Origin of the sequence: Variovorax sp. WS11 (assembly GCF_010499245.1) — a bacterium.
Taxonomy (GTDB): domain Bacteria; phylum Pseudomonadota; class Gammaproteobacteria; order Burkholderiales; family Burkholderiaceae_C; genus Variovorax.
Genome location: NZ_JAAGOW010000002.1, coordinates 906,362 through 924,779, shown reverse-complemented (window position 1 = coordinate 924,779; position 18,418 = coordinate 906,362). Strand labels below are relative to the sequence as shown.

At 68.6% G+C, this 18,418-nt stretch carries 20 protein-coding genes and 2 pseudogenes; 9 read left to right on the top strand and 13 right to left on the bottom strand.

Annotated elements, in window-relative coordinates; translation table 11 throughout:
• Positions 1-4: 4 nt before the first annotated feature.
• Complete coding sequence (locus GXN78_RS24865) at positions 5-1,267, bottom strand: MFS transporter (RefSeq protein WP_106557282.1); 1,263 nt, start codon at positions 1,265-1,267, stop codon at positions 5-7.
• 63 nt (positions 1,268-1,330) lie between these two features.
• Here GXN78_RS24865 and GXN78_RS24860 point away from each other — a divergent pair, with 63 nt between their 5' ends.
• Both GXN78_RS24860 and GXN78_RS24855 read left to right on the top strand, forming a co-directional pair.
• On the top strand, positions 1,331-2,317 hold the full coding sequence (locus tag GXN78_RS24860) for a chromate resistance protein ChrB domain-containing protein (RefSeq protein WP_106557283.1): 987 nt from the start codon (positions 1,331-1,333) through the stop codon (positions 2,315-2,317).
• 25 nt (positions 2,318-2,342) lie between these two features.
• Entirely contained in the window at positions 2,343-3,314 is a 972-nt protein-coding gene (locus GXN78_RS24855) for a Fe-Mn family superoxide dismutase (protein ID WP_106557284.1), read from the top strand.
• 145 nt (positions 3,315-3,459) lie between these two features.
• Here the strand turns inward: GXN78_RS24855 and GXN78_RS24850 are convergent, their stop codons facing one another.
• On the bottom strand, positions 3,460-5,166 hold the full coding sequence (locus GXN78_RS24850) for a cyclic nucleotide-binding and patatin-like phospholipase domain-containing protein (protein WP_164255734.1): 1,707 nt from the start codon (positions 5,164-5,166) through the stop codon (positions 3,460-3,462).
• Positions 5,163-5,414, bottom strand: coding sequence for a hypothetical protein (locus GXN78_RS24845; protein WP_164255732.1), 252 nt, complete (start codon positions 5,412-5,414; stop codon positions 5,163-5,165). The genes GXN78_RS24850 and GXN78_RS24845 overlap by 4 nt, the downstream gene beginning before the upstream one ends.
• A gap of 74 nt (positions 5,415-5,488) precedes the next feature.
• Here GXN78_RS24845 and GXN78_RS24840 point away from each other — a divergent pair, with 74 nt between their 5' ends.
• Complete coding sequence (locus tag GXN78_RS24840; protein ID WP_106557286.1) at positions 5,489-6,967, top strand: cyclic nucleotide-binding domain-containing protein; 1,479 nt, start codon at positions 5,489-5,491, stop codon at positions 6,965-6,967.
• A gap of 9 nt (positions 6,968-6,976) precedes the next feature.
• Here GXN78_RS24840 and GXN78_RS24835 read toward each other — a convergent pair whose 3' ends face one another.
• The gene (locus GXN78_RS24835; protein ID WP_164255730.1) at positions 6,977-8,533 is read right to left on the bottom strand and encodes a phospholipase D family protein; all 1,557 of its coding nucleotides are present in this window, start codon (positions 8,531-8,533) and stop codon (positions 6,977-6,979) included.
• Positions 8,534-8,938: 405 nt separating this feature from the next.
• Here GXN78_RS24835 and GXN78_RS24830 point away from each other — a divergent pair, with 405 nt between their 5' ends.
• The 5 genes from GXN78_RS24830 (at position 8,939) to GXN78_RS24815 (ending at position 12,031) form a co-directional block, all read left to right on the top strand.
• Positions 8,939-9,337: a hypothetical protein gene (locus GXN78_RS24830; RefSeq protein WP_106557288.1), complete on the top strand. Its 399-nt coding sequence runs from the start codon at positions 8,939-8,941 to the stop codon at positions 9,335-9,337.
• Between the two features lie 63 nt (positions 9,338-9,400).
• On the top strand, positions 9,401-9,733 hold the full coding sequence (locus tag GXN78_RS24825; RefSeq protein ID WP_106557289.1) for a hypothetical protein: 333 nt from the start codon (positions 9,401-9,403) through the stop codon (positions 9,731-9,733).
• A gap of 1 nt (position 9,734) precedes the next feature.
• Positions 9,735-9,878, top strand: coding sequence for a hypothetical protein (locus tag GXN78_RS40910; protein ID WP_181360556.1), 144 nt, complete (start codon positions 9,735-9,737; stop codon positions 9,876-9,878).
• A 58-nt stretch (positions 9,879-9,936) separates the two neighbouring features.
• Positions 9,937-10,893 carry a hypothetical protein gene (locus GXN78_RS24820; RefSeq protein ID WP_146163064.1) on the top strand — a complete coding sequence of 319 codons (957 nt, stop codon included), beginning with the start codon at positions 9,937-9,939 and terminating at the stop codon, positions 10,891-10,893.
• An 82-nt stretch (positions 10,894-10,975) separates the two neighbouring features.
• On the top strand, positions 10,976-12,031 hold the full coding sequence (locus tag GXN78_RS24815) for a lysylphosphatidylglycerol synthase domain-containing protein (RefSeq protein ID WP_239142892.1): 1,056 nt from the start codon (positions 10,976-10,978) through the stop codon (positions 12,029-12,031).
• On the opposite strand, the gene GXN78_RS24810 is transcribed toward GXN78_RS24815, so the two are convergent.
• From GXN78_RS24810 to GXN78_RS24790, 5 genes are all read right to left on the bottom strand, one after another.
• On the bottom strand, positions 12,009-12,323 hold the full coding sequence (locus GXN78_RS24810; protein ID WP_106557291.1) for an EthD family reductase: 315 nt from the start codon (positions 12,321-12,323) through the stop codon (positions 12,009-12,011). The genes GXN78_RS24815 and GXN78_RS24810 overlap by 23 nt on opposite strands.
• Positions 12,324-12,408: 85 nt before the next feature.
• Complete coding sequence (locus tag GXN78_RS24805; protein ID WP_106557292.1) at positions 12,409-12,912, bottom strand: hemerythrin domain-containing protein; 504 nt, start codon at positions 12,910-12,912, stop codon at positions 12,409-12,411.
• A 72-nt stretch (positions 12,913-12,984) separates the two neighbouring features.
• Entirely contained in the window at positions 12,985-13,422 is a 438-nt protein-coding gene (locus GXN78_RS24800; RefSeq protein WP_106557293.1) for a YeeE/YedE family protein, read from the bottom strand.
• 3 nt (positions 13,423-13,425) lie between these two features.
• Positions 13,426-13,857, bottom strand: a complete 432-nt coding sequence (locus GXN78_RS24795) for a YeeE/YedE family protein (protein WP_106557294.1) — start codon at positions 13,855-13,857, stop codon at positions 13,426-13,428.
• Positions 13,854-14,240 carry a metalloregulator ArsR/SmtB family transcription factor gene (locus tag GXN78_RS24790; protein WP_106557295.1) on the bottom strand — a complete coding sequence of 129 codons (387 nt, stop codon included), beginning with the start codon at positions 14,238-14,240 and terminating at the stop codon, positions 13,854-13,856. The genes GXN78_RS24795 and GXN78_RS24790 overlap by 4 nt, the downstream gene beginning before the upstream one ends.
• Positions 14,241-14,329: 89 nt before the next feature.
• Between GXN78_RS24790 and GXN78_RS24785 the strand changes: the two genes are divergently transcribed.
• The gene (locus GXN78_RS24785; protein WP_106557327.1) at positions 14,330-15,208 is read left to right on the top strand and encodes an MBL fold metallo-hydrolase; all 879 of its coding nucleotides are present in this window, start codon (positions 14,330-14,332) and stop codon (positions 15,206-15,208) included.
• 34 nt (positions 15,209-15,242) lie between these two features.
• Here the strand turns inward: GXN78_RS24785 and GXN78_RS24780 are convergent, their stop codons facing one another.
• From GXN78_RS24780 to GXN78_RS24765, 4 genes and pseudogenes are all read right to left on the bottom strand, one after another.
• Positions 15,243-15,725, bottom strand: a complete 483-nt coding sequence (locus tag GXN78_RS24780) for a nucleoside deaminase (RefSeq protein ID WP_106557296.1) — start codon at positions 15,723-15,725, stop codon at positions 15,243-15,245.
• Positions 15,718-16,483: pseudogene (locus tag GXN78_RS24775) on the bottom strand (ABC transporter permease). Before GXN78_RS24775 ends, GXN78_RS24780 begins: the two are co-directional and overlap by 8 nt.
• A pseudogene (locus GXN78_RS24770) lies at positions 16,480-17,324 on the bottom strand (ABC transporter ATP-binding protein). The pseudogenes GXN78_RS24775 and GXN78_RS24770 overlap by 4 nt, the downstream one beginning before the upstream one ends.
• Positions 17,324-18,355: an ABC transporter substrate-binding protein gene (locus tag GXN78_RS24765; protein WP_106557299.1), complete on the bottom strand. Its 1,032-nt coding sequence runs from the start codon at positions 18,353-18,355 to the stop codon at positions 17,324-17,326. Before GXN78_RS24765 ends, GXN78_RS24770 begins: the two are co-directional and overlap by 1 nt.
• Between the last annotated feature and the right edge of the window lie 63 nt (positions 18,356-18,418).

The window sequence follows — 18,418 nt, the reverse complement described above, 5'->3', positions numbered from 1 at the left end:
TGGATCACTGCCTATCGACCGGACTGCGTCTCATCGCTCGCCACAGTGCCAAGTCATAGCCGATCTTGAGCACGCCGCATGCGATGAGCGGCATCGAGATCCAGCCTGCGGCGAAGAGTGCGCCGCTCAGCGTCGGGCTGAGCGCCGCTGCCAGGCTCCGCGGCACCGCCGTGAAGCTCGCCGCGGCACTGCGTTCCCCTGGCGTCACGACGGCCATGACGTAGGCAGTACGCGTGGGCACGTCCATCGACGACAAGGCGCTGCGGACGAACAGCAACCCCAGCGCGATCGGGAGGCTGGGTGCCAGTGCTGCCAGCACCAGGCAGATGTTGGCCGGCAAGTGCGTGAAGACCATCGTGTTCAACAGCCCGATGCGCTGGGCGACCCGTGGCGCGGCGAGCTGGGATGCGGCGCTCAGCAGGCCGGTCCAAAAGAAGAATACGCCGGCCTGCGAAAGCGACAGTCCGAAGCGCTCGAGCAGCCAGAGCGACATCAAGGCATTGACCGTCAAGCCGCCCGCGAAGGCATCGACGCTGAAGAGCGCTGCCAGGCGCATCACGACGCCGCGCGAGGGCCCCAGCGGCGCCGGCGCGGCAGGGAGTTTGTTCGCGCCGGCGTCGCCATCGGGTGACGGCAGCGCGCGATACAGCCGGAGAACCGCCAGGCCGATGGCCGCATACGCCAGGAACATGCCGCGCAGCGCGTCCAGACGTCCCCACTCTGTGTGTCGAACCAGCCAGTCCGGCACTGCGGCCGCCAAGGCCCCCAGCGCCGCGCACAACGCGCCCGCAAGGCTGTAGCGCGCGAACAGCGCGGTTCGCGCGCTGCCCTGCGCAGCCGAGGCGAGGCGCGCATGTTCGAGCGGAAGAAAAACGCTCACGTCGCCCGAGCTCGGGTTGAGCGTGCCGACCAGGGCCACGATCAGCAGAGGCCAGAACGATGACAGGCCGGCGAATCCCAACCCGGTCGCCGCCATCAGCAGGGCCGCGCAGCGCAACAAGCGCCCGCCCGGGAAGCGGTGCCCCCACGCGCCCACCGCCAGCGTGGCCAACGCCGAGCCCAGCATCGTCGCCGTACTCACGATGCCGACCTCCAGCGTGCCGAGCCCGATCGCCAGCAGATAGGCCGGCAGCAGGACCGCCATATAGCCATCGCCGAAGGCGCGCAGCGCCCTGGCGGCGAGCAAAGGCAGCGCTCCGGGATCGACACCCGCCGGCAAAAGCCATCCGAGTCCGAAAGGCAGGTGAGACAAGGACTTCGTATTCACCGCGGCTCCAAGGTTTGGATGGTTGATTTGTAGCGATCATGACATAGATGTATTATTCGCTACATGGAATCTCGTGACGTCTCCGGGGACACCGGCCAGTGGTTATTGCTGATCGTTTCGCTGCCGACCCAGGGCGCGACAGCCCGCATGCGTATCTGGCGCGCGCTCAAGACCCTGGGCTGCGCTGCACTGCGCGACGGCGCCTACCTGCTGCCGTTCAATGCCATGCATCGGGATGCCCTGCAGGCGCTGGCCGACGAATGCACTCGCGAAGGCGGCAGCGCCTGGCTCATGCTGATCGCGCCGGCAAACGCCGCAGACACCGCCGCGTACCCGCAGCTCTTCGATCGCAGCGAGGACTACGCGACACTCCTCAAGGCGTGGAAGAACGCGGGAGCGACGCTGGCTTCCATGGGCATCAACGACCTGACGCGCCTGCAAAAAAAGTTGCGCCGCGACTATGAAGCGCTCCTCGCCACCGACTTCTTCCCCGGCGAAGCGAGCCTCGAAGCCGAAGCCGCGTGGACCGACATCAGCCGGCGAATCGAAGCCCTGCTGTCGCCCGACGAGCCGCACGAAACCGAGGGCCGGATCCCGCGACTGAACATTGCCGACTATCAGGGCCGTCTGTGGGCCACGCGCCGCCGCCTCTGGGTCGACCGCGTGGCCAGTGCCTGGCTGATCCGCCGCTTCATCGACCCCGCCGCGCGCTTCCAGTGGCTCGCCCGGCCGGCCGACTGCCCGCGCAAGGCCCTCGGCTTCGACTTCGATGGCGCCAGCTTCACCCATGTCGGCGAGAGAGTGACTTTCGAAACTCTGGTGGCGAGCTTCGGGCTGGAGGACGACCCGGCGCTCATGCGCCTGGGTGCGATGGTGCGCTCGCTCGACACGGGAGGCGGATCGGCGCCCGAGGGGGCGGGCTTCGAAGCCGTGCTCGCCGGCGCGCGCGAACGCCTGCCGGACGACGACGCCTTGCTCGCCGAGATCGGCGGCGTGCTGGATTCGCTGTACGCGCATTTCGAACGCGAGGCGACGCGCGTCAAAGCGTGAGGCTCACGTCCTGAAGGAGGTCCCCATGGATCTGCAACCGCGTCCCTTGACCGTCGACTTCTCCCGTCTCGACGGGTTGTCCGAGCGGCTGGTGGCGAGCCACCATGAGAACAACTACGCCGGCGCGGTGAGGCGGCTGAACGCGATCCGCCAGCAACTGGCTCAACTCGACTGGGCCCACACGCCGGTGTTCCTCGTCAACGGGCTCAAGCGCGAGGAACTGATCGCCTTCAATTCCGCCTGGCTGCATGAGCTGTACTTCGACAATCTGGGCAGCGACGGCGTGCTGCCGGACGGCGGCTTGTCGATCGCGCTGGAGCGCGACTTCGGCTCGGTGGACCGCTGGCGCGCCGAGTTCATGGCGCTGGCCAAGGCGATGGGCGGTGGCTCCGGCTGGGCGCTGCTGTCGTGGTCCACGCGCGAGGGCCGTCTGGTGAACCATTGGGCTGCAGACCACACGCACTTGATGGCAGGGGCCACGCCGGTCCTGGCGCTCGACATGTACGAGCACGCGTACCACATGGACTTCGGCTCGAAGGCTGGCGCCTACGTCGACGCGTTCATCAAGAATATTCGGTGGGAAGCCGTCCAAGAACAGTACGGCGCAGCGGTCGCTGCAGACGCCGTCGCTTGGGCTGCAGACCCGGCTGCCGCGGCTGCCGCAGACCAGTTGATCGACGTGCGGCGGGCGGCCACCTTCTTCGCGGCCGGCGACAAGGTGGCGGGCGCCGCCTGGCACGATCCCGCCCGTTTGACGTCCTGGAGCAGCGAGCTCGATCGCAGCAAGCCGGTCCTCGTGTACTGCGCGCACGGCCTGGACATCGGGCGGTCTACCGCACTCGCATTGCGCGCACGAGGCTTCGACGCACGATTTGTCGCAGGCGGCATCGAAGCGTGCAGGAGCGCTGGCATTCCGCTTCTCGTGAAGGAGCAAGGCGATTCCGAGAGCATGCTCAAGCTGCATGTGCCTGGCCGCCGGCCAGGTAGGCCGATCTGACCTCCGGGTTGTTCAGCAGCTCACTGCCCTCCGGCTTGCCTGCCGGCGATCAAGGCAACTTTGCCCGGAAGCTTTGTTGAGGTTGACCGGTCTATGGCGCAGGTCAACTATTGGGTGCCGGTGACCCACGCCCGGCGGCGTATTGTCAAGGCACCCCTGGCGCCAGCACCTGCTGCATCGCAAGGCGGATCTGCGGCAGACGCTCCAGCGCCGTGCGCCGGCCACAGTCGACCATGGCCTCGGCCGCCGCAAAGTTGAAGCCTTCGCCGACCGGGATCGGAACGGTCAGCGACAGGTCGGCGCGATCGGCCTGGGCGGCGGCGTCCCACCAGCCCTGCAAACGCCAGGCACCGCCCATCGCGGCGCGCAGGCCGAACGGGCGACGCAGTCGCTGTTCGAAGCGATCGGCGGCGCGCGCAGCATCGGGGGGCGCCTCGGGATAGGTGGGTCGGACCAGCGCGGCGAGCCTGAAGCCGCAGCCGCGCGCGGCGAGCAGGTCGACCGGCAGGCGCGACACGACCGCACCGTCGACGAGCACCGAGTCGCCGAGCCGGACCGCGGCGAACACCCCCGGGATCGCCGCCGTGGCCCGTGCCGCCGGCGCCACGGCGCCGCTGTCGAGCACGGCACGCTTGCCCATCGTCAGGTCGGCCGCGACGACCGCGACCGGCAACCGCAACTGCGCAAACGTGGCATCGCCATACAGCTCGCGGGTGAGCGTCGTCACGCGCGATGCGGAGATGAGCGAGGCGCGTGGCAGCCATTGCATGCCCCTGGCGCGCGCGAAGTCCACGACCACGCGCAGGACGTTCTCGGTCGCCGCGCGCGCGCTGCCGAATCGGGCAAAGGCCAGTGCCACGGCACCCCCCATGCTCGAGCCGCAAAGGAAGTCGATCGGCAGCCCGTCGCTTTCCAGGACCTCGAGCACCCCCAGGTGCGCCAGCCCGGCAGCCGCGCCCACGCTCATGGCCACGCCCACCTCCCGGCCGCAAAGCCGCCGCACGAGGTGATCGAGCGCCGGCTGGCGCGCCCGCGACCAGTCGCCGCCCGATGCCGCAGCGTCGACCTCGTCGCGCGGCACCGCGTGGCACCAGCGCTGCAGTGCCGCCGCCCCGGAGAGCGCACCCGGGCGCCAGACGACGGGGGCGGCGTGCGTATCCGGGAGGCGGCGCAGATCGTCTGCGGTGACCAGCAACGCGTCATCGGCATCGAGCTCCGCCAGCAACGCCGCGCTGCCGTCCTGGCCGGTACCGAGCAGCAGCACTGCGTCGCTCGGCCCAACGTCCCGCCAGCGGCGAATGCGCTGCGCGCCGCTTGCCGCGTCGTCGCGCGACTCGTCGTGCTCGGAGCCGGGCGCGTAGTGCTGCAAACCGCGGGCAAGCGCCGCCAGCAGGATCGGGTTGGCTTCCTCCCCCGTCGGCACCAGCACGACGCGCGGCCGCGCCGCCGGCGCACGGCGCGTCCGCTCGCGAAGGCGAAGCCCCAGCAAGGTCGCGACGTTGCGGAAGAATGCGACCTCCTGCGCCATCGCCTCCAAGAGAACGGGGGCCGAGAGGACCCAGGTTCGCACATCGCGCTGGGCGACGACGTTGGCCGAGACCGGATCGCCGGTCAGCGCCGACAGCTCGCCGAAGCACTGGGGCGGCAACAGCAGCAGCCGCCGGCCACCCCCGGCCAGCTCGACGCTCACAGCGCCGTCGATCAGCCCGAACAGCTCGGCCGACGGCACGCCGGCGCGCAGGATGACGTCGCCCGCTTCGAAGCGACGCGTTTGCAGGCACCGTTCAAGGGGGGCGAGCGCCTCGGACGAAATGCCGGCGAACAGCGGGTGCAGGGCGAGCGCAGGCGTCATCGCACCAGGCCGGGCACCAGGGCGTCCCGGCGCGCGGCGTTCTCGATCGGCAGGGCAATCGGCGCGGCGAGCACGCCGAGCAGCAGGAACCCGCAACCTTTGGCGAGGACTGCGAGGGCCTCGGCCGGAAGCGTCCGGTGGCTGCAAAGGGGCGGCGGCTCGGCGAGCATGGCCGCCAGTATGCCGCGGCGCGAGGGCGCCTCGGTGATCGGGTCGGGCGTGCCGTGGGGCAAAATCGTTCGTCCCATCCGCCACGCGTGCAACCCGCCGGCCTTCGGATTTCCGGCGGTTCGACGGGTGGTCCGCAGCGCGCCCGACACCCATGCCGAAGATCGCCAAATCCGCCATCGTCGTCCCGAGCAAGCTCGACCCCGCCGCGCGGCAAGAGTTCATCGATGCGCTCTACAAGGTCCATTGCGAGGTGTTTGACGGCGTCAGCCGCGACTCGTTCGCGAAGTACGTGGTCGAGTCCAAGGCCGAGCAGACCTGGATCAACGTGCACCGCAACCACGCCGGCGAGATCGTCGGCTACTTCGCGCTGCACATCTTCGAGCGTGAACTGGCCGGCAAGGTGAGCGCGATCTTTCGTGCCGAGGCGGGTACGATGCGCGCTTACCGGGGTGGCGATACCAACACGCGCTTCGGTCTCGAGCTCGCCCTGCCTTACCTGCTGCGCCACCCTGGGCGGCGCGTCTACTACCTCGGCTCGCTGGTGCACCCTTCGAGCTATTGCGTGTTTGCCAAGCTCTTCGATGTGATCTGGCCGAGCACCCGGCATCCACCGCCGCCGGCCGTGCTCGCCTTCATGGACGAGTTGGCGAACTCGTTCGGCCTCGAGCGCGTGACCCCCGACAACCCGCTCACGCGCCAGGTGCACTGGATCACGCGCGACTCCGAGGTCGAGCGCCACTACTGGCGCCATTGCGACAAGCCCGCGGCGCGCTTCTTCATCGAGGCCAACCCCGGCTACGGCAAAGGCGACGGACTCGTCACCCTCGTCAGGATCGACCCGCACAACCTCTGGCACTTGATCTCGACCTTCTTCGCCGAGCGCTTCACGCGGCGCAAGGAGGGCTTGATGGTGATGCTGTACCGCCTGCCCATCGGCGGCCGGCTGCTGCGCCCCGCCGAGGTCATCCGGCGCCTCAAGGCGACCGCACTGTTCGGCTCATTCGACGCACCCAGCCTGGCCACACTGGCACGCAGCGCGCAGATCGTTGCGCTTCCCGCGGGAAAAATAATCTTCCGTGCCGGCGACCCGGGCGACGAGCTCTACGTGATCGCGCGCGGCGCCGCTTATGTGCTGGCCCCTAGCGAGGGCGAAGGCGAAGAGCACATCATCGACGAGCTGGCCACCGGCCACATGTTCGGCGAGATCGCCATGCTCAGCGGCGAACGGCGCAGTGCCTCGCTGCGCACCGCCACCGGCACGCTGCTCATCCAGATTTCGCGCGCAGCGTTGTTCTCCATCCTCGACGCGCACCCGAAACTGAGCGAGGTCCTCTGGAAGAACTTCGCGGCGCGGCGCTTCGACGACTGCGTGCGCGGCCTGCCGGCGTGGAAGACGTTGGAGCGCGCGGCGCGGCTGGCGGTCGTCGACGCGGGGCAACACCGGCCGCTGGCCGCGGGCGAGCGCGCCGAAGTGAGCGCCGGGGAGATGCTGCTCGTGCTGCTGGGCAACGTGCAGGTCGAGCAGGCTGGCACATCGACCGTCGTGCGCGCGCCCGCCTTCTTCGATACGAAGCAGGCGATGGCAGTCACCGCCAGCGGCGCGGCGCGCATCGTGCGCATCGCGCGCTGATGGGCCCCGCTACAAGGCGTCCTCGGACACAAGCAACGATTGCAGCCACAGCGAAAACCATGTGCTCGCGTGCGGCTCTTCGCGCCGCACCTCTGTCTTGCCGTTCTCGCCGCGCACATGCCATTCGATCGCGCCGTCTTCGCCAAGCTGCAGCCGGTACATGCTGCCGAAGGCATCGGCGCGCAGCAGCCCGAGCGCTTGCTGCGTGAGCGCCGCGCAGTCGATGGTGACGCCCAGTTCGGTATTCAGCGTCGCCGATCGAAGATCGAGGTTGACCGAACCCACCACCATCCACCGCCGATCCACGCCCACCACCTTGGCGTGCAGGCGCGGCGTGGATTTGCCGAAGACCCCGAAGGTGTTCGACCGCCGCACCAGGTCGGGAGCGAACTCGTACAGCTGCACGCCCAGCCGCAGCATGTCGGGGCGGTAGCGTGAGTAGGCGCGGTACACCAGAGGTTCGTCGGTGGAGCCGAGCGAGTTGGTGACGATCAGCACTCGCGTGCCGCGTTTTTGGGCCTCGCCCATCATGCGCAGGCCCACCGGGCCAGGCAGGAAGTAAGGATTGACGACGACCACTTCCTCGCGCGCAGCGCCGATCACGTCGAGCTTGGCGCGCATCGCCGGGCTGGCCTTGTTCGGGTCCACGGGTTGGAGCACCTTGTCGGGCGGGTCGTCGTGCACGCGGGCACTGCCGGCCAACAGTTTCAACCGGCCCTCCGCGATCTGCGCGCGCACCGTGCTCTGGCCCAGGTAGTCCCGCGGCGGCACGTTCGGCGGTGGACCAGCGAGTTCTTTCAGCCGCACGTCGAACTCGGCACGCCGCTCGGCGGGTTTCACGGCACGTTCCAAAGCGTGCAGCCGCTGCTCCAGCGCCCACACCTGTTCGCTGTTCCAGTAGCGGTCGAAGCTCGCGGACAGCTCGCGCACGGCGGCGCCGGCGGAGAGCACGTCGAGGTCGATGAAGTTCGCCTCGCCGTGGCGCGTGAAGTATTCGTCGGCGATATTGCGCCCGCCATAAACGGCGAACTGGTTGTCGGCGACGAAGAGCTTGTTGTGCATGCGGCGGTTGACGCGCGTGAACTCGTGCAGCGACAGCAGCATGCGACGGATCGGCGTGCCGTAGCGCTCCGGCAGTGGGTTGAACAGGCGCACTTCGGCGTTGGGAAACGCGGCCAGGCCTCGCAGCATGGGGTACAGGTCGCCGGCGTGGTAGTCGTCCACCAGCAGCCGGACACGCACGCCGCGCACCGCGGCATCCCGCAGCGACGCCAGGAAGGCTGCGCCGGCGGTATCATCATGGATGTGGTAGTACTGCGCGTCGATCGAGCGTGTGGCCGCCTCGGCCAGCGCGAGGCGCGCATCGAAGGCCATTTCGCCGCTGGGCAACAGCATGAAGCCCGAATTGCCACCGGGTGCCTCAGCCAGACTCGCCGCAGCGATGCGCCCGAGAGGCGTGTCGCCGGTATCGGCGATGGCGCTGCTAGCAGGCGGCGCGATGCGCGGCGGCAGCGTGGTGCAGCCGGCGAGCAGCAGCACGAAGAGGGCGGTCAACCAGCGTCTCATGGCTTCGGTTCCGAACCGCATCGCCTGAAAGCGAGCGTTCGCCGCAATTCTGACGCCATCCACAGGGCAGCGGAAGGTCCTGCTTGTCCAAGCAGCCGGCACGCACCCCATGCCGCCCGCGATCTCGAACCCGCGCGCGTCGGGTGATGGCCGACTACGGTAGTGCATGAGCTTAGGTCCAAGGACCGCTTCCGCTTGAAGCGGAAGTTCGGATTGGAAAGCCCAAGAACGGCTGTCGTCCCTTGTCCATGGGGCGGTTTCCCTCGAGCCGCGGTCGTGATCGGCAAGATCACCTGTTCGGGCCTGACCCGCTGAGCACGGACACGGCCGGTAAAACTCGCCGCGTCCGACAAATCGCATCCACCTGGCGGGTTAGAAGAAGGGCAATCTTTCAAGGAGCCCCATATGCCGCAGCACGCGATCTTCGTCCGTTCGTCACTGACCGCACTGCTCTGCGCGGGGTGCCTCTTCAGCGCCACCGCCTGGGCGCAGGCCAGCGGCGCCCAGGTGCAACGCGACCGCGCCGCCTGCGATGGCGTCCAGCAAGACCGTGAAGCCTGCCGCCGCGAGGCCGGCGCAGCGAAGCAGGAATCGCAGCGCGGCGGCCTGACGCCCGGCGACCAGGCCGAGCAGAACGCGCTGGCGCGCTGCCAATTGCTGCAGCCCGCTGCCGACCGTGCCGATTGCGAAGCGCGCGTCAGGGGCGCCGCCACCAGCACCAGCGGCAGCGTGATGGGCGGCGGCGTGATCCGCGAGACCGTCACGCCGGTCCCAGCGCCGCCGGCACCATCGCCGTCACGCTGATGCCGCAGCGCCGCCGCCTTTTCTCCTGCACCGGATCCCGACGACCTTCTTCCAAGAGGCCCCATGAAAATCGAAACCTTCCACACCCGTCCTGCCCCGCAACAAGCCAACCCCGACGCGGAGACCCTGCCCATGCCCGTCGCCGGCAACGACATCGGCCACGGGCCTTCGCACGTCGACGACGCGATGTACGCGAAGGCGCCGTCGAGCCTTCACCGCACCTGGGACAAGGTGCGCGCGACCATGACCTCGCTGCCCCAGCGCGCCCGGCAAGCCAAGGCGCAGGGCGAGCACTACGTGGCCGAAGAGCCTGTCAAGGCCGCGATGATGGCGGCAGCCGGCGGCGCGGCGCTGGCCATGATCCTGCGGGCTGCGGCCCGACGCGGCAAGCACTGACATGCGCAGTCCCTGGGCGCAGAAGAATCCCTTCCTCAGCGCCTGGCTGAGCGCCGCGAACACCACGACCGGTGTCGCGCGCGGGTACGCGAGCGCCGAAATGCACCGGCAAATGGCCGCGGCGGCATTACTTCCCTCCAACTGAGGATTGACGCGAACCAAGGCGAAAGCCAACATGCGCCGGCCTGAGTTCGGAGGGATCCATGTGTCAAGGAATCCAACAACTGCTTCGGCAGTGCGGGCGCGCGGCTGCGCCGGTTGTTCTCATGCTGGCGGGCGCTTTCGCGCACGGCCAGGGCCAAGGCCAGGTCGCCGCGCCGTCGCCCGCGGCTCCCGAGCCCGCGGTGGAGGCGCCAGCACCGGTCCCCTTGCCGCGTGCCAGCGAGCCGGCCGGCGCGCTCGTGCAGCCGGTGGTGCCCGCGTCTCCGGTGACGCCGGTCATGCCGGGGCAGGGCATCGCCGGAACGGCCTGCCCCGTCTGCCCGCCCGCATTGCCGGCGGCCGATGTCCAGCGCCTGCTCGACGCAGCCACCACGCTGCAGACCACGGCCAAGGAGATGAAGAAGGACGATTCCGTCTTCGGCAACATCTTCGTCAACGTGCTGAGCAACCGCATCGACAGCTGGCTCTTCGGGAAAGGCGAGCAGAGCCGCGGGGCGGTCGCGCTGGTCGCCGCCTTGTGCACGCTGGTCGTCGCCCTCATCAAGCTAGGGCTGGCCTTGCGACTGCCAGGCACGAATTCGGAGCCTCCGTCCCGGGGCCGTCGCATTGCGGAGGTGACGCTGTCGGTGTTTCTCTGTGTGGCCGCCGGATTGGGCGTGCTGGCCATCTACTCGGCGCGACAAGCCGCTGCCGTGACGGTGGAGGTGAGCGAGCCCTTGACGAAGGAGCTTGCCGCGTGCCGGGCCGAGCTTCAAAGCGCTGGCTCGGCGGGGCGCGCGGCGCCGGTGCAGGCCGGTGCTTCGCTGGAGGAGATCCGGCGCGTCGAGACGGCGTGCACCGCGAATGCCAAGGACGTCTCCACCCGGCTCGACGGCCTCAGGGAACGCGTGGACGAGGTCTACGGCGCGCGGGTCGGCTTCTTCTCCAAGCTCTTCATCTTCCTCGGCTTCGTGGGCGTTGCCGTGCTGCTCTGGCGGGTGCTGGTCGACGAGCCTTGAGCGCGCCCTCGGCATCTGAACCTACGCCAACAAGCGCCGGCCGCAACTGGCTGCACCGGCTGCCCGCGGGAATGATGCGCGCATGCCGAACAGCGATGCGATGCCCTTGTCCGATGCGCGCGATGCGCCCGACGCGCCCGATGCGCGACCGGGCCCTGCGACCACCAGGGCCACGCTCTGGCAGCGCGTGCGCCGCTGGGCCTTGCCGGTGCTGGGCCTGGTCGTGCTCGGCCTGCTGCTGTCGCACGCGCACAAGGTCGACTGGGCCGGCGCCTGGCAGGCGCTCAGGGGTTACTCGCCCTGGCTGCTGCTGGCCGCGCTTGCGCTGTGCACCGCCAGTCATGCGCTGTACGGCTGCTATGACCTGATCGGCCGGCACCACACGCGTCACCGCGTGCCGCGCTGGCGCTGCTGGGCGATCGCCGTCACGAGCTATGCCTTCAATCTGAACCTGGGCTCGCTGGTCGGTGGCGTGGCGATGCGTGCGCGGCTCTATGCGCGGGCCGGGCTCGACGAAGCCACGGTGGCGCAGATCGTCGGCATCAGCCTGGCGACCAACTGGCTGGGCTACGGGCTGGTGGCGGGCTGCGTGTTCGCCTCCGGCGTGGTGCAGCCGCCGGCGCAGGCGCATGTGGGCGAGGGCAGCTTCCGCGCGCTGGGTGTGCTGATGCTGCTGTTGGCAGCGGGCTATGTGGTGGCTTGCGCGAAGGCGCAGGGCCGGCACTGGCGGGTTCGTGGGCGGCGGTTGGAGCTGCCCTCGGCGCGGCTGGCCCTGGTGCAGCTCGGCGTGTCGGCGACCAACTGGGCCTTGATGGCCTCGGCCATGTACCTGCTGCTGGGCGGCAAGGTGCCGTATCCCGTCACGCTGGGCGTGATGCTGGCGGCTTCGATCGCGGGCGTGGTGACGCCGATCCCGGCCGGCCTCGGCGTGCTCGAGGCGGTGTACCTCGCGCTGCTCTCGGGCTCGGTGCGCCAGGGCGCGCTGATGGGCGCTTTGCTCGCCTATCGCGCGCTGTACTACCTGGTGCCGCTGGGCGGCGGGCTGCTGCTCTATCTGCTGCTGGAGCGTTATGCCTCCGCGCATCCGCCGCCGGAGGCCGAAGGCAGCGGGGCGCTCAGCCCACCACCACCTCGCTGATCTGCATCACTGGCTTGAGGTCCGTGTAGTTGGGCACATCGCCCATGATCGCCTTCATGTGCGGGCCGAAGGCTGCCTGGAAGCTCTCCACGGAGTCGCAGAAGATGTGGCACATGCCGATGTAGGGCGCCGGGGCGCCGGGCGCACCGCCCGCCAGGCCCTTGTCGATGGTGTAGGACTTGCACGCGTCGCCCATCTTCTCCTTGAGCATGGGCATGTGCTTGTCGCGGTAGTAGTCGTGATCGAACCGGGCGCCTGCGGTGTTGGGGTACATCACGCTGACCTTGATCATGTTTCATCTCCGTGTGAAAGGGCCCGTGAGCATAGGAGATGCCGCGGTGCGTCACAAGCGCCACGCGCGGGCCCGGGTGAAAGCCTCAGCCTTTGCGCGCGCCCATGGTCTCGGAGATGGACGACGCCACGGCGGCCCATTCCTCGCCGGTCAGCAACTCGGCGGTCTGGGAGTGGAGCAAGGTGTCCTCCTGGTCCAGGTGATCGAGCATCAGGCGGCGGTGCTCTTCCAGCCAGTCCTCGACGGCGGCAGCCGCGGCCGTGTCTCCGGATTCGGCCTGCTTCAGCCTCGACTTCACCTGGGAGAGCAGGGCGTCGCAGCGTTCGCGCTGCTGTTCGAGGCGGCGCAGCAGATCATCGGACTCGGTCGACCTGCCGCGCAGGATCTGGAGCAGGACGGTGCCCTTGGGGCGATGGGTGGCTTCGTCGAAAGCCTGGAGGCGAGCGATCAGCCCGGCGATCGGCGAAGCCGCAGGCCCCGCCCGCTTCCACTCGCCGGTCTTGAGCGCGGCGTCGACCCGCGCCAACAACTCGCGCATGCGCGCGTGCTCGGCACGCAAGATGGCCCACGCGCATTCGGACGCCAACATTTCCGCCCCCTTTGAAACAGTGGCCTCTCCGGGCTTGCCCGGGAGACCTCGGCCGTTGCCAACGAGGTCTTTCTACTGCGTTGCGGCCGGCGCTGCAAGCTGTACTTTTTCGACCAGGCCGAACGCGAGCATCCCGGCCAGCATGGCCGCCACGAAGACCAGTGCTTCCGCATGGCCAACGGCCGCACTCACCAGTGCCGGCCCCGGGCAGAAGCCGGCCAGCCCCCATCCGGCGCCGAAGGCCAGGCTGCCGAGCAGGAGCCGCCGGTCGATGCGGGTGGCGGCGGGCAGGTGCATCGGTTGTCCGAGCCAGCTCCGGCCGCGCCGCTTCGCCAGCGCGAAGGCGACCGCGCCGACCCCGACCGCACCGCTGATCACGAAGCCGAGCGACGGATCCCAGCGGCCCGCGAGATCGAGGAAACCGAGCACCTTGGCCGGGTCGGTCATGCCGGAAAGGATCAGGCCCAGGCCGAAGAGAAGGCCGGCCAGCGCTGCGCTTGCGTTCAGCATCGTTCAGGCGCCCAGCAAGTGGCGTGTGATGTAGACCATGGCGAAGCCCGCCCCCATGAAGGCGGCCGTGGCCGCCAGCGAACGCGGCGAACCGCGCGACAGGCCGCAGACGCCATGGCCGCTGGTGCAACCGCTCGCGTAGCGCGTGCCGACGCCGACCAGAAGCCCGGCCACGACCAGCACGGGCGTGCTCGCAGCGATGGCGACCGGCGGCAACGCGTGCGCGAGCTGCCAGGCCCACGGTGCCGCCAGCAGCCCGGCGACGAAAGCCAGCCGCCAGCCCTGGCCGCCGCCCGGTTGCAGCATGCCTCCGACGATGCCGCTGATGCCGGCGATGCGGCCGTTGAGCAGCAGGAACATCGCGGCCGAGAGCCCGATCAACAGGCCGCCTGCCAGCGCGCTCCAAGGGGTGAAGTGGAACCAGTCGATCCTCATCGCGTGGATGCCGCGGACTTGCGCGCGGACGCCTTCTTCGTGTTGGGGGGCTTGGCGCAGAAGATGCTGTAGAGGGCTTGCATCACCGTCACGACTTCAGCGCTGGCCAGGCTGTAGTAGATGAACTTGCCCTCGCGGCGCGTGGCCAGCAGGCCCTCGTCGCGCAGCACGCCGAGCTGCTGCGACAACGAGGGCTGCGCAATTCCGGAGAGGGCCTGCAGCTCGCCGACGTTGCGCTCGCCGCCGATCAGCTGGCACAGCAGCAGCAGGCGCATTTCGTTGGCCATGGCCTTGAGCAGCGCGCAAGCCTCGGCGGCGGCCGAGTGCAGCTGTGCCATGGCTTCGGCGGAAGGCGGCGCAGGGAGCGCGGGGTCGGGTTTCATGGCGACAGTTTATTGAAAAACAGAATGTTCTTCAATAGAATGTATTTCGATGTAATGTAAAAATGTAGAACGTTGAAGCAATGAACGCCATGGATGCGCAGGTACAGGCCTTCTTCGATGCCGAGACATCGACCATTTCCTACGTGTTGTTCGAGGGCGGCGGCGGCGAATGCGCCATCGTCGATCCGGTGCTCGACTACGACCCCAGGTCCGGCCGCACCTCCACCGCTTCGGCCGATCGTGTGATTGCGTTCGTGCGCAGCCGCGGGCTGAAGCTTTCGTGGCTGCTCGAAACGCATGCTCATGCCGATCACTTGTCGGCGGCGCCGTATCTGCGCCGGCAACTGGGCGGCACCATCGCCATCGGCGAGGGGATCCGCGCCGTGCAGGGCGCGTTCAAGACCGTGTTCAACCTCGAGCCCGAATTCCGGCTGGATGGCTCGCAGTTCGGTCATCTGTTCGCGCCGGACGAGGTGTTCCATGTCGGCCGCCTGCGCATGAGAGCCCTGCACGTGCCCGGCCACACACCGGCCGACATGGCCTATGCGCTGGAGAGCGAGGCAGGGGAGGCCCGGCTCGCCTTCGTCGGCGACACCTTGTTCATGCCCGATGTCGGCAGTGCGCGCTGCGACTTTCCGGGCGGCGACGCCCGCGCGCTGTACCGCTCGGTGCACAGGCTGCTGGCTTTGCCGCCGCAGACCCGTCTCTTCATGTGCCACGACTATCCGCCCGACGGGCGTGCACCGGGCTGGGAGACCACGGTGGCCGCCCAGCGTGCGAAGAACATCCACCTGCATGACGGCATCGATGAAGAGAGCTTCGTCGCCATGCGCCAGAGGCGCGATGTCACCCTGGCCATGCCGGCGCTGATCTTGCCGGCGATCCAGGTCAACATCCGGGCCGGCGAATTGCCGCCATCGGAATCGAATGGCGTGTGCTATCTGAAGATTCCGGTGAACGCGCTGTAGGTCGCAGGCAATCCTTCGGCCACGGCCACGGACCTCAGGCGCCTCGGCTTTCCCAGAAGCCGCGGTGCGTGGCGATCATCTCGTCCGCCACCTCGGGCACCGGGCCGATCACCTCGATGGCCTTCTGGCCGCGGGCGAAGAGCTCGCGGCAGGGCAGGGAGAGCGTCGGGTTCTCGGGATGGTCGCCGGTGAGCGCCAGGAGCGCCGACTCCTCGGCGCCGTAGACCACGCGGCCGATGTTGGCCCAGTAGACGGTGCCGGCGCACATGGCGCAGGGCTCGAAGGTGGTGACCAGGGTGCATTGCGCCAGGTACTCGCCCGGGTAGTTGAGCGCGGCGGTGCGCGCCAGCGTGGCCTCGGCGTGCTGCACGGTGTCGATGTTGCCCTGCTCGGCCAGCACCGTCTCGCCGTCCGGCGCGACCAGCAGTGCGCCGAAGGGATGGCGGCCCATGGCCATCGCGCGCCGCGCGACCTGATCGGCGCGGCGCAGGGCGCGGATGGCCTGCTGCCTATCCATTCTGCGACCCCCGGTGCGCCCAGGCGGTGGTGTGCTTCTCGATCACGCTGAAGAGCTCGTACATCAGCATCGCCATCGCGCCCACCACCATGAGCCCGGCGAAGGCCAGGCCCATCTGCATGGCCGAGCCGGCCGAGATCAGCAGGTAGCCGATGCCTTCGTTGGCGGCCGTCATTTCGCTCACGGTCGTGCCCACGAAGGCCAGCGTGATCGCGACCTTGAGCGAGGCGTAGAAGTAGGGCATGGAGCGCGGCAGGCCGATCTTGACCAGCACGTCCCAGCGCTTGGCGCCCAGCACGCGCAGCACGTCTTCGAGCTCGGGCTCGAGTGTTGCCAGGCCGGTGGCGATGTTGACCATGATCGGGAAGAAGCTGATCAAAAAGGCGGTGAGGATGGCCGGCCCGATGCCGATGCCGAACCAGACCACCAGGATCGGCACGAAGGCCGCCTTGGGCAGGGCGTTGAAGGCCGTCATCAGCGGGTACATCGCGGCATAGGCCAGGCGCGAGCTGCCGATGACGAAGCCCAGCAGCACGCCCACCACGATCGCCAGGCCGAAGCCCGCCATCGTGACCCAGAAGGTCCGCCAGGCATGGCCGGCGATGATTTCCTTGAACTCCCAGAACTGCGTCCAGATGCGCCAGGGGCTGGGAAGATGAAATCGGAACGCCGAAGGCCGAGCAGACGATCTGCCACAGCACCAGCACGGCGACGAGCAGCAGCCAGGGCGACCAGCGTTCGAGGTGCTTGCTATTCATGCCGCCCTCGCCCCCGCCGCCGCCACTGTCGCGACGCCGGTCCCGCGGATCGCGCCGATATGGCTGCGCAGCTCCAGCACGATGTCGGTGAATTCCTGGTGGTGAGCTCCAGCTCGCGCGGGCGCGGCAGCTCGATGTCGCGTTTGACCACGAAGCGGCCCGGGCTCTTGCTCATCACATACACCGTGTCGGCCAGGAACACCGACTCGCGCAGGTCATGCGTGACCAGGATCACGTTGAAGCGCTGCTCGGCCCAGAGGTCGCGCAGGATGCACCACAGCTCCTCGCGCGTGAAGGCGTCGAGCGCGCCGAAGGGCTCGTCGAGCAACAGCATCTTGGGCTCGTGGATCAGCGCGCGGCAGATGCTGGCGCGCTGCTGCATGCCGCCGGAGAGCTGCCACGGAAACTTGTCCTCGTAGCCGCCCAGGCCCACCTTCTGCAGGAGGCGCCGCGCGCGCTCCACGTATTCCTTGCGCTTCGCCTTGAAGCTCGAGCGGTAGGGCTCAACGATCTCCAGCGGCAGCAGCACGTTGTCCACCGTGGTGCGCCACGGCAGCAGCGAGGGCGCCTGGAAGGCCATGCCCGAGATCTTGAGCGGGCCGGTCACCGGCGCGCCGTCGATGCGGATCTTGCCCATCGAGGGCATCTTCAGGCCCGTCGTGAGCTTCATGAAGGTGGACTTGCCGCAGCCCGAGGGGCCCACGATGGCGATGAACTCGCCGCGCTTCACTTGCAGGTCGATGGCCTCGACCGCGAAGTGGTTGGCGCGCAGCAGCTCCTCGTTGTAGGCGAGCCAGACGTCCTGGAAGTCGACGAAGGGCGGGGTCTCGGCGACCGCCATCACTTCTTCAGGATGTTGAGTTCGGCGGCAGGGGGCAGAAGGGCGGCGGTCCACACCGCATCCGGGCTCACGCGCGTCTTGGTGTTGAAGGCGTCCGACACCTGCGAAGCCATCAGCGAGAGCCGGCCCGCATTCACCACGCCGAAGCCCTCGGTGCGCGCATCGGGGCTGTTGATCACGGTGTCGATCGCCAGCTTGAGGCGGCGCGTCTCCAGCGCGCTGTCGATGATGCCGTCGCGCTTCTTCACCGACTCGATGGCCACGGCCGGATTGGCGAGCACCTCCTTGGCGCCCTTGGCGAAGGCCGAGAGGAAGGCCTTGACCGCGGCCGGGTTCTCCTTGATCAGCTTGGGCGAGGCGATGATCACGTTGCCGTAGAGCTTCACGCCGTAGTCGGGGTAGGGCAGCACCACGATGTCGGCTGCCTTGGCGCCGCGCGCCTCCAGGTTGAGCAGCGAGGTGAAGGTGAAGCCGGTGATGGCGTCGATGTCGCCGCGGATCAGCATGGTCTCGCGCAGCGTCGGGTCCATCGCGGTCCAGTTGACGGCGCCGATGTTGTTGGCCTTGGCGAAGATCGGGAAGGCGCGGCGGCCGGCGTCGAAGACCGGCGCGCCCAGCTTCTTGCCCGCCAGGTCCGCGGGCTTGGTGATGCCGCTCTTCTTCAGCGTCATCACCGAGGCGGGCGTGTTGTTGTAGACCATCATCACGGCGACCGGCTTGTTGGGGCTGTCCGGGTTGTTGGCGTGGAATTCCATCAGCGCCGCGAGGTCGGCAAAGCCCATTTCGTAGGCGCCCGAGGCCACCCGCGTGACGGTGCCGCCGGAGCCGTTGCCGGCGTCGATGGTGACGTCGAGCCCCGCATCCTTGAAGTAGCCCTTGGCGGCCGGATGCAGGAAGAGGGCGGCCGGGCCCTCGAAGCGCCAGTCGAGCTGGAACTTGATCGGCGTCGGGGACTGGGCGTAGGCGTTGACGAGGCCGAAGCTGAGCGCCGAGGCGGCGAGAAAGGAGTGGAGCAGTTGGCGCTTGTTCATTCGATGTCCGTAGGGATGGATGCCCGGCATTCAAGCAAATTCGGTGCCGGCACGCACTTGGTG